Raw genomic sequence first — 9,062 nt, forward strand, 5'->3', positions numbered from 1 at the left:
CACCGGGTGCGCGGCTCAGCCCGCGGACGCGCCCAGGCCGTGTTTCTTGAGCAGCTTGCCGAAGGCGCGGCGCTCCTTGCCCGCCATGCGCGCGGCCTGCGTGACGTTGCCGCCGGCCTCGGCGAGCACGCGCGCGAGGTAGTCGCGCTCGAAGCAGCGCACCGCCTCGGCCTTGGCCTGCGCGAAGCCGCGGTCCGCGCCGCCGCCACCGGGCATGGCCGGCGCCGGCGCGGGCTCCTGGCCCAGGCCCTCGTGCACGATCGCATCGCCGCCGCACATCAGGAACTGCCGGTGCACCCAGTTCTCCAGCTCGCGCACGTTGCCCGGCCAGGGATAGCTGCGCAGCCACTGGCGCGTGGCCGGGTGCAGCGGCAGCGGCGCGCGGCGGTACTTGGCGGCGAAATGGCGGATGAAGTGCTCGGCCAGCAACTCCGCGTCGCCCTCGCGCTCGCGCAGCGGCGGCAGCGCCAGGTGCAGGATCTTGAGCCGGTACATCAGGTCGGCGCGGAAGCCCTGCTGCGCCACCAGCGCGTCGAGCACGCGGTTGGTGGCGGCGATCAGCCGCACGTCGCTGCACAGCTCGCGCGTGCTGCCCACCGGGCGGTAGTGCTGGTCCTGCAGGAAGCGCAGCAGCGCCACCTGGGCCTTCGGGCTCAGGGCGTCGATCTCGTCCAGGAACAGCGTGCCGCCCTCGGCCTCGGCCACCAGGCCGCGGCGCGACTGGCGCGCGTCGGTGTAGGCGCCGCGCTGCACGCCGAACAGCTCGGACTCCAGCAGCGTGTCGGGCAGGGCGCCGCAGTTCACCGGCACGAAGGGCCCGTTGCGGCGCTCGCCGCCGTAGTGGATGGCGCGCGCGGCCAGCTCCTTGCCGCTGCCGGTCTCGCCTTCGATGAGTGCCGGCGCCTGGCTCGCCGCCACGCGCAGCAGCCGCTCGATCAGCCGCCGGTGCGCCGGCGAGGCGCCGATGAGCTGCGCGCCCACCACGCCGCGGCCGTCGGGGATGGCCGCATCGTCATCGTCCATGGCGGTGCCCTCCGGGAACATGAGGCCTGCCGTCCAGAGCGGCTGGAGCACCCAGCCGCGCCGTCCCGGCCTGGGCGGATTTTCGGCCGCCCGCCGCCGGATGGTCCGGTACCGCGCCACCGTCGTGGTTGACCAAGGTCACCCGGCCGCCACGGCCCGGGACCGCTGGGCAGCGCGCGCGGGGCGCTTTCGCTTCGAACACGACCGACTCCGCTACGTGGCGGGGCGCGGCATGGGGCTTGCCATGGCGCGGGCTTGTGCATGTCCGGCCTGAGGCCGCGGGAGAAACACGATGGAACAGGACCAGCTGCGCCGGCGCGTCAACGAGGTGGCGCAATACGCCGAGGACGCCAAGCGCGCCTCCTACGGCAACACGGTGCCCGCCGAGGTGCGCGAGTGCGTGGACAAGATGTACTGGCAGGCGCGCCAGGCCCGCGAGGCCTGCACCGCGGTGCCGCAGCAGCAACAGCAGTCCGCCGGACCGGAAACGGTGCGCTCGCTCGTGGAGGCACTGGAGCAGCTGGGCGACCGCGCGGTGGCGGCCTGCCAGGCCAGCGGCAACGTCGATCCGCCGCTGCAGCAGGCGGTCAAGCGCGCGCACGAGGAAGTCGCCCGGCTCAAGCAGCAGATGCAGTAGCGCGGCCAGGCCGCGGCAAGGGCGCCGCGTGGCATGCCGGCAGCGCATGCGAGGCATGAAAACTTCTCGTTTGAGCCGGTTCCGGGCGGTTCCTAGCATTTGCGGCGTCGATGTCACCGGCCCGCAGCCACAGATGGACTCTTCCGCCGCCTCGCCCCGCCCCGTCTCCTTCAATGCCGTGGATGGATACCGGCTCAACGGTTTCGTCTGGCGGCATCCCGGCCCCGGGCGGGAGCGCCCGGTGGTCGTGGTCAACCCGGCCACCTCGGTGCGCTGCCGCTACTACGCGCGCTTCGCCGCCTTCCTGCACATGCACGGCTTCGACGTGCTTTGCTACGACTACCGGGGCATCGGCGAGTCGCGCCCGCGCAGCCTGCGCGGATTCGAGGCGGGGTGGATCGACTGGGGCCGGCTGGACTTCGAGGCGGCGCTGCAGCTCGCGTCGGACCGCTTCCCGGGCCAGCCGGTGCAGGTCGTGGCGCACAGCGTCGGCGGCTTCCTGATCGGGCTGGCGGCCTCCAGCCACCGCGTCTCGCGCGTGTTCAGCATGGGCGCGCAGTACGCCCACTGGCGCGACTACCACCGTGCCCGGCGCTTGCGCCTGCTGCTGAAGTGGCACGTGGTGATGCCGGCATTGACCGCCGTGCTGGGCTACTTCCCGGGCCGGCGCCTGGGCTGGCTGGAGGACACGCCGCGCGGCGTGGTGCGCGACTGGACCGCGCCGCATCCGCGGTTCGAGGACAACTGGCGCCGCGGCGCGCTGCAGCTGCCGCAGGTCGAGCTCGACGCGCTGGTGGCGCGCTTCGCCGCGGTGCGCGGCGAGACGCTGGCGCTGAGCCTGAGCGACGACGAGTTCGGCACGGTGGCGGCGGTGCAGCGGCTGCTGGGCTACTACCGGAACAGCGCGCGCACGCACCTGCACCTGAAGCCCGAGGCCATCGGCCAGGCGCGGGTGGGGCACTTCGCCTTCTTCCACAGTCGCTTCGAGCACAGCCTGTGGCCGCTGGCGCTGGAGTGGCTGCGCCACGGGCGGCTGCCGGCGCAGCCGCGGGGCGAGGTCTTCACGTGGCCGCCGGAAGCGCCTGAAGCGCCCGAGGCGCCGCGGACGGTGTTCCAGGCCGCTTGCTCAGCGGGACTCCCAGCGTGAAACGACCCGTTCGCACGGGTCAGCGGCGCTTGCAGCGGTTGTTCCGCCAGGTTGCGCGAGCCCCCTTGGAGCGTGCGGGAGAGCCATTGCCGCGCGTTGCCCGTGCGGCAGCGAGGCACGGCGTCAGCCCGCGCAGGCCGCTGCCTCGGCGCAAATCCAGCCCATGAATTCCCGCACCTCCGGCGCCGGGCTGGTCTCGGCCTGGATCAGCCAGTAGTCCGCCGGGGCGGGTTGCGGCGGGCCGAGCGCGATCAACCGCCCGTCGGCCAGCATCGGCGCGATCAGCGCGCGCCGCCCCAGCGCGATGCCCTGGCCGGCCATGGCCGCGTGGATGAGTTGGTCGTACTGGTTGAAGCGCAGCACGCCGCGCGGACGCAACTCCTGCCAGCCCTGGCGCTCCAGCCAGTGGCTCCATTGCAGCCAGGGTCGGTAAGGGCCGTCGAACTCCAGCAGCACCTGCGACTGCACGACCTCGGGCGCCGACAGCGCCGCCAGGCCCAGCGAGGGGTGCGCCACCGGCACGATGTGCTCGCGGAACAGGCGCTGCGCCCCCGCCGGCATGGCCTCGCGCGCGCCGTAGCGGATCGCCAGGTCGATGCCCTCGGCCTGCAGGTCCATCGCACGGCTGTTGGCCGAGACGCGCACCTCGATGTCCGGGTGCCGCTGCAGGAAGGCGCCCAGCCGCGGCATCAGCCACAGCCCGGTCACGCCGATGGTGGAAGTCAGCGTCACCATGCGCCGCCCGGTGCGCCCGGTCAGTGCGCCCACCACGTCCTGCAGCTGCTGCACCGCGCTGTCGGCGCTGCGGAACAGCCGTTCGCCCTCCGGCGTGAAGGCGATGCTGCGGTGGCCGCGCACCAGCAGCTTCAGCCCCAGCGCTTCCTCCAGGGCCAGGATCTGGCGGCTGACCGCCGATTGCGTCAGGCACAGGTCCTGCGCCGCCAGCGTGATGCTCATGCGGCGCCCGACCGCCACGAAGCCGCGCACCAGGTCAAGCGAGGGAAGGCGGAGCAGAGGGATTGACATTCCTGAAGCGCATGTGTTTCTGACCGAGAACTCGTTTGAGGTGAACGCCTGTCGCCAGTGTAATGACTGCATCGCGAATACCGCTGCCCGGCATGGGCGCGGCCAGGCAGGAGCAGCCGATGAATGCAGTGAAGGAATGCGAAGCGGACCGGCGCAGCCGGCCCTGGCGGGTCGTGGTGGCTGGTGGCCTGGTGATGGGGCTGGCGCTCGGGGTGCGGCATGCGCAGGGCATCTTCCTGCTGCCGGTCACGCTGGACCACGGCTGGCCGCGCGAGGCCTTCGGCTTCGCCCTCGCGGTGCAGAACTTGGTCTGGGGCCTGGCGCAGCCCGTCACCGGCATGGTCGCGGACCGCTTCGGCTCGCGCCGGGTCGTGATCGGCGGGCTGCTGTGCTACGCGGCCGGGCTGCTGCTGATGTCGCGCGCGCCCACGCCGGTGGCCTTCACGCTCTCGGCGGGGCTGTGCATCGGCATGGGGCTCTCGGGCACCGCTTTCGGCACCGTGTACGGCGCGCTCAGCCGCCTGGTGGCGCCGGTGCAGCGCAGTTGGGCGCTGGGCATGGCCGGCGCGGTGGGCGGGCTGGGGCAGTTCATCGTGCTGCCCGCGTCGCAGGGGTTGATCGCGTCGCTCGGCTGGGCCGGGGCGCTGGCGGCGCTGGGCCTGGCCTGCGCGCTGCTGCTGCCCTGCGCGAAGCCGCTGGATGACCGGCCGGCCGCCGCGCCGCCGGGCCGGCAACGGCTGTCCAGCGCGCTGCGCGAGGCTTTCGGGCACCGCGGTTTCTGGCTGCTCAACCTGGGTTTCCTGGCCTGCGGCTTCCAGCTCGCGTTCATCGCCGCGCACCTGCCGGCCTACGTGCTCGACCGGGGCTTGCCGGCGCGGCATGCCGTGGCCGGCCTGGCCCTGGTGGCGCTGGCCAACGTCGCGGGCACCTACGTGCTGGGCGCGCTGGGCGGGCGGCACCGCCGCAAGCACCTGCTGGCCGGCGTGTACCTGGCCCGTTCGCTGGCGATGGCCGCCTTCGTGCTGCTGCCGCTGAGCCCGTGGAGCCTGTACGCCTTCTGCGCCGTCATGGGCTTCCTCTGGCTGGGGACCGTGCCGCTGACCAACGGGCTGGTGTCGCAGGTGTTCGGCGTGCAGTACATCGCCACGCTGTTCGGCTTCGTGTTCTTCGGGCACCAGCTCGGCGCCTTCCTGGGCGTGTGGCTGGGCGCGGCGGTGTTCGACGCGACGCGCTCCTACGACGCCATCTGGCTGGCCGGCATCGGCCTGGGGCTGCTGGCCGCGCTGCTGCACTGGCCCATCGACGACCGGCCACTGGTGCGCGCCGCGCCGGCCGCAGCATGAAGCCTGTTCTCAGGCTCGCGCTGGCCGCCGCGCTGGCGTGGGTCTTCAGCTTATGGTTGCGCCCGGAATACGTTCTGGACTTCGCGGCCGGCCTGGCGCTCTGCGGCCCGGCGCGGTGATTTTCAGCACCCGGGCGGAAGGCCTGGGTCCCAGCGCGGCATCCTCAGCCCGCGGGCTTGCGGTATGCGGCGAAAATGCCGGCTTTGACCTTTGACCCGGGACGCCAGCGTCCACCGACCCATGAAGCACACCCAACAGCCGCCCGCCGCCGCCGCGCCCGCCCCCAAGAAGAAGAGTGCGCCGGAGTCGCCGCTGGCCGCCGCCTTCGACCGCCTGGCGCAGAAGAGCGGTTTCGAGAACTGGAAGGAGCTCGACCGCGAGGCGCCGCTGCCCACGCGCTCCACCGCGCCGGTGCGCGCGTCCATCGACCCGGACGCCAAGCCCGAGCCGCCGAAGATCTCCGGCAAGCAGCAGGCGGCCGGCCAGGGCGCGGCGGACGTGTCCTTCGCCGACTTCGTCAAGGGCGCGCAGCAGCTGCCCAAGGCCAACAAGCGCGCCTGACCCCGGCGCGTGCAGGACGCCGGTCCACGGCGTCGGGCTCGCCGCGCAACGCACGCGCGGCGTCCAGGCCCTGGGGCATGCTCACGCCGCGGCGCAGTGACGCGCCCGGCCGGAGCCCGGGGCCCCGTGCAGCAGCTGCATCTCCTGCAGCAGGATGGCGGTGGAGATGTCCTCGAACTCCTCCACCGGCAGGCTGCGATCGAAGGCATAGCCCCACTTGCCGAACAGCGGCTGCCAGTACGACTCGCCGGCCGGCGTGAAGCGCAGCACCCCGTCGTCGTCGATCTCGTACTGGATCTCGCCAGGCAGGACGTGATCCGCGAACTCCGCGAAGGACAGGGCCGGGGCGTCGGTCCTCATCATGGTCATGGTGCAAGTCCTCTTGTACAGGCCTCGCAGTGTCGGGTAGCGCAGGGGCTTCGCTCTGCCGTCCGGCGCCGGTTCCCGGCGTAGGCCGTATCTGACACGCACCGCCCCGTGTCCGCCGCCTCCTGACAGGCGTGGCAGCCCCTGCACGCCGCGGCGGGATGCTTCCGGTTGCAGAGCCGCCGTACCCCTGTGCCAAGCTGCGGCGCCGTATCCGGCCGCGGGCCGGATAGAGCCGGGAGCATCGCCATGCACAGCAGGACCTTTGAATTTCAGGGCGCGCAAGGCCAGCCGCTGTCGGGGCGGCTGGACCTGCCCGAAGGGGCGGTGCGCAGCCACGCCCTGTTCGCCCACTGCTTCACCTGCACCAAGCAGTCGCTAGCGGCCTCGCGCATTGCGCGCGCCCTGGCCGCGCAGGGCATCGGCGTGCTGCGCTTCGACTTCACCGGCCTGGGCCAGAGCGGGGGCGATTTCGCCGACAGCACCTTCAGCGGCAGCGTGGAGGATTTGCTCGCCGCGGCGCGCGCGATGCAGGCCGCGGGCATCGGGCCGCGGCTGCTGATCGGGCACAGCCTGGGCGGCGCCGCCGCGCTGGCCGCGGCCGGCAGCCTGCCAGAGCTCAAGGCGGTGGCCACGATCGCGGCGCCCTTCGACGTGCAGCACGTCAAGCACCTCTTCGGCAACGACTTGCAGACGCTGCTGGACCAGGGCGAGGCCGAGGTGCGCATCGGCGGGCGGCCGTTCCGCATGCGGCGCGACTTCATCGACGACCTGGAGCGGCACGACCAGCGCCAGCGCATCGCGGCGCTGCGGCAGGCGCTGCTGGTGCTGCACGCGCCCCTGGATGCCACCGTGGACGTCGCCAACGCCGGTGCCATCTTCCAGGCGGCGCACCACCCGAAGAGCTTCGTGTCGCTCGACGATGCCGACCACCTGCTCACGCGCGCGCAGGACGCGGCCTATGCCGCGGACGTCATCGCGGCCTGGGCCACGCGCTATTTGGGCAAGCCGGCGCCGCGTGGCGCGGCCGAGCCCGGGGAGGTGGTGGTGGAGGACACGGGCGAGGGTGACTTCCAGGTCGGGGTGGCGGCAGGCCCGGCCTTCTTCGTGGCCGACGAGCCGATGGAGGTGGGCGGCTTGGGTTCCGGGCCGACGCCTTACGAGCTGGTCGCCGCGGGGCTGGGCGCCTGCACCGTGATGACCCTGCGCATGTACGCGCGCCGCAAGGGCCTGCCGCTGCGGCATGTGCGCGTGCGCCTGGGACATGCCCGCAGCACCGGTGAAACGCCGCCCGATGTCTTCCTGCGCAACGTCACGATCGAGGGCGATCTCAGCGATGAGCAGCGCCAACGGCTGATGGAGATCGCCGACCGCTGCCCGGTGCACAACACGCTGGAGCGCGGCGCCCGGGTGCAGACGCGGGAAGTCCGGCCTCCGCGGGCGCCGCAGGGCCTGGAAGCGGCCGGGCAGCACGCGCGGGACATGGAGGCCGACATGGGTGACACGGGCCGCGCGGAGCCACCGGCGCCGTAGCGCCCGCCGGCTTCAGTGCGTGGCCGGCGACGGGGCCGCGGACGGCGCTTCCCCGGCCTCGCCGGCGAACCAGGCATCCAGCCCGCCGGCCAGCGGGCGCACACGCGTGAAGCCGTGCGACTGCAGCACCCGCGCCGCCTGCGCGGCCGACACGTCGTTGGGGCAGTTGCAGTAGACAACCACCTCGTGCGCCGGGTGCAGCTGTGCGGCCAGGGCGGCGATGCCGTCGAGCTCGACGTGACGGGCGCCCGGGATGCGGCGGGCGTCGATCTCCAGGCTGGAGCGCGGGCGCACATCGACCACCACGGGCGGCGCCTCGCCCTGCAGCAGCGTGCGCAGCTCCTCCACGCCGATGCGCGGCATGCCCAGGTCGTGCAGCGTGCGGCGCCGGCGCCACCAGCGCAGCGCCAGCAGGGCGGCCAACAGCACCAGCAGCACGGCCAGCGCGGTGGTGCCGGCGCTGGACAGCAGGTCCAGCACGCGCTGGATCTCGCGGCTGAAAAGCAGGCCCAGTCCCAGGAACAGCAGGCTCCACAGGCCGCCGCCCAGCACCTCGAAGAACATGAAGGTGCGCCAGGGCATGCCCAGCGCGCCGGCCATGGGCGCGGCCACCAGCGACACGCCGGGCACGAACTTGGCCGCGACCAGCGAGCTGCCGCCCCAGCGGCCGATGAGCAGCTCGCTGCGCCGCACGCAGGAATCGGGCGACAGCGACACCTTGCACAGCAGCCGCATCACGCGGTGCCCGTGGCGCCGCCCGCCGATGAACCACAGGGCGTCGCCGGCGATGTTGGCCGCCACCGCCGCGGCCAGCGCCGCCGCCAGCGGGAAGCGCCCGCCCGCCGCCAGGCCACCGGCCACCACCAGCAACGGCGCGGCCGGCACGGGCGCGCCCACGCGCGCGGCCAGCGTCACCACGAACACCAGCAGCACGCCATGGCGCAACAGCAGATCCACCAGCGCTTCCATCGTGCGGGAGGGTACGGAAGCGGGGCGCGCGCTGCAGGCCGGCGCGTTTTGGGCTTGCTGCAAGACGGGTCGGTGCGCGGCAGGCCTGAAAAAAGGCGCCCGAGGCGCCCTTGTGCGAGACGGCGGGCCTGGCCCGCCCGGACCGCCGCGGCTCAGCGCGGCAGCACGAAGGTGGATTTTTCGCGCAGGCTGCGCGCCGAGTCGCCAGCCGAGGCCTCGCGCTCGATGGTGAAGTGGATCTCGTGCGCGCCGGGCGGCGTGGCGGCCGCCGTCTCCGGCGGCACGCGCAGCGCCATCGTCACCCACTGCGCCTCGGCCGGACCCAGTTGCAGGCGCACCGGTGCGGCCAGCGCCAGCCCGGGCAGTCCCTCGGCCCTGACGGTGTAGGTCTGCGGCGCCTCAGCGGCGTTCATCACCTGCATGCGGTAGACGTTCTCCACGGCGCCGCCGTCCACCT

11 protein-coding genes are annotated in these 9,062 nt (G+C 73.2%); 6 read left to right on the top strand and 5 right to left on the bottom strand.

Features of this window, described 5'->3' with window-relative positions; genetic code table 11:
- Positions 1-15 precede the first annotated feature (15 nt).
- Entirely contained in the window at positions 16-1,023 is a 1,008-nt protein-coding gene (locus Q0741_RS10795) for a sigma-54-dependent Fis family transcriptional regulator (protein WP_298233204.1), read from the bottom strand.
- Positions 1,024-1,315: 292 nt separating this feature from the next.
- Between Q0741_RS10795 and Q0741_RS10800 the strand changes: the two genes are divergently transcribed.
- Both Q0741_RS10800 and Q0741_RS10805 read left to right on the top strand, forming a co-directional pair.
- Positions 1,316-1,660, top strand: a complete 345-nt coding sequence (locus Q0741_RS10800) for a hypothetical protein (RefSeq protein ID WP_298233205.1) — start codon at positions 1,316-1,318, stop codon at positions 1,658-1,660.
- Between the two features lie 133 nt (positions 1,661-1,793).
- Positions 1,794-2,807 (top strand): alpha/beta fold hydrolase, encoded by a 1,014-nt coding sequence (locus Q0741_RS10805; protein WP_298233206.1) that lies wholly within the window; start codon positions 1,794-1,796, stop codon positions 2,805-2,807.
- Between the two features lie 123 nt (positions 2,808-2,930).
- Here Q0741_RS10805 and Q0741_RS10810 read toward each other — a convergent pair whose 3' ends face one another.
- The gene (locus Q0741_RS10810) at positions 2,931-3,833 is read right to left on the bottom strand and encodes a LysR substrate-binding domain-containing protein (RefSeq protein WP_298233207.1); all 903 of its coding nucleotides are present in this window, start codon (positions 3,831-3,833) and stop codon (positions 2,931-2,933) included.
- Positions 3,834-3,952: 119 nt separating this feature from the next.
- On the opposite strand from Q0741_RS10810, the gene Q0741_RS10815 reads away from it, so the two are divergent.
- From Q0741_RS10815 to Q0741_RS10825, 3 genes are all read left to right on the top strand, one after another.
- Positions 3,953-5,176 carry an MFS transporter gene (locus Q0741_RS10815; protein ID WP_298233208.1) on the top strand — a complete coding sequence of 408 codons (1,224 nt, stop codon included), beginning with the start codon at positions 3,953-3,955 and terminating at the stop codon, positions 5,174-5,176.
- The gene (locus Q0741_RS10820; protein ID WP_298233209.1) at positions 5,173-5,295 is read left to right on the top strand and encodes a hypothetical protein; all 123 of its coding nucleotides are present in this window, start codon (positions 5,173-5,175) and stop codon (positions 5,293-5,295) included. Before Q0741_RS10815 ends, Q0741_RS10820 begins: the two co-directional genes overlap by 4 nt.
- Before the next feature lie 121 nt (positions 5,296-5,416).
- Entirely contained in the window at positions 5,417-5,737 is a 321-nt protein-coding gene (locus Q0741_RS10825) for a hypothetical protein (protein ID WP_298233210.1), read from the top strand.
- Positions 5,738-5,818: 81 nt separating this feature from the next.
- On the opposite strand, the gene Q0741_RS10830 is transcribed toward Q0741_RS10825, so the two are convergent.
- Positions 5,819-6,106, bottom strand: coding sequence for a hypothetical protein (locus Q0741_RS10830; protein ID WP_298233211.1), 288 nt, complete (start codon positions 6,104-6,106; stop codon positions 5,819-5,821).
- Between the two features lie 246 nt (positions 6,107-6,352).
- Here Q0741_RS10830 and Q0741_RS10835 point away from each other — a divergent pair, with 246 nt between their 5' ends.
- Positions 6,353-7,636, top strand: a complete 1,284-nt coding sequence (locus Q0741_RS10835; RefSeq protein ID WP_298233212.1) for a bifunctional alpha/beta hydrolase/OsmC family protein — start codon at positions 6,353-6,355, stop codon at positions 7,634-7,636.
- Between the two features lie 12 nt (positions 7,637-7,648).
- Here Q0741_RS10835 and Q0741_RS10840 read toward each other — a convergent pair whose 3' ends face one another.
- Together Q0741_RS10840 and Q0741_RS10845 are read right to left on the bottom strand one after the other, a co-directional pair.
- A complete protein-coding gene (locus tag Q0741_RS10840; RefSeq protein WP_298233213.1) occupies positions 7,649-8,593 on the bottom strand; it encodes a DedA family protein/thiosulfate sulfurtransferase GlpE in 945 nt (314 codons plus the stop codon).
- A 164-nt stretch (positions 8,594-8,757) separates the two neighbouring features.
- Positions 8,758-9,062, bottom strand: a 305-nt coding sequence (locus tag Q0741_RS10845; protein WP_298233214.1) for a FixG Ig-like domain-containing protein, incomplete at its 5' end; no start/stop codon positions are given.

The sequence above is a fragment of the uncultured Azohydromonas sp. genome (assembly GCF_937926365.1).
Classification (GTDB): domain Bacteria; phylum Pseudomonadota; class Gammaproteobacteria; order Burkholderiales; family Burkholderiaceae_C; genus Azohydromonas.

Excerpts from the sequence above, each read along its gene's own strand:
- Q0741_RS10795 (WP_298233204.1), bottom strand. The coding sequence starts at position 1,023 with ATGGACGATGACGATGCGGCCATCCCCGACGGCCGCGGCGTGGTGGGC.
- Q0741_RS10800 (WP_298233205.1), top strand. The coding sequence starts at position 1,316 with ATGGAACAGGACCAGCTGCGCCGGCGCGTCAACGAGGTGGCGCAATAC.
- Q0741_RS10805 (WP_298233206.1), top strand. The coding sequence starts at position 1,794 with ATGGACTCTTCCGCCGCCTCGCCCCGCCCCGTCTCCTTCAATGCCGTG.
- Q0741_RS10810 (WP_298233207.1), bottom strand. The coding sequence starts at position 3,833 with ATGTCAATCCCTCTGCTCCGCCTTCCCTCGCTTGACCTGGTGCGCGGC.
- Q0741_RS10815 (WP_298233208.1), top strand. The coding sequence starts at position 3,953 with ATGAATGCAGTGAAGGAATGCGAAGCGGACCGGCGCAGCCGGCCCTGG.
- Q0741_RS10820 (WP_298233209.1), top strand. The coding sequence starts at position 5,173 with ATGAAGCCTGTTCTCAGGCTCGCGCTGGCCGCCGCGCTGGCGTGGGTC.
- Q0741_RS10825 (WP_298233210.1), top strand. The coding sequence starts at position 5,417 with ATGAAGCACACCCAACAGCCGCCCGCCGCCGCCGCGCCCGCCCCCAAG.
- Q0741_RS10830 (WP_298233211.1), bottom strand. The coding sequence starts at position 6,106 with ATGACCATGATGAGGACCGACGCCCCGGCCCTGTCCTTCGCGGAGTTC.
- Q0741_RS10835 (WP_298233212.1), top strand. The coding sequence starts at position 6,353 with ATGCACAGCAGGACCTTTGAATTTCAGGGCGCGCAAGGCCAGCCGCTG.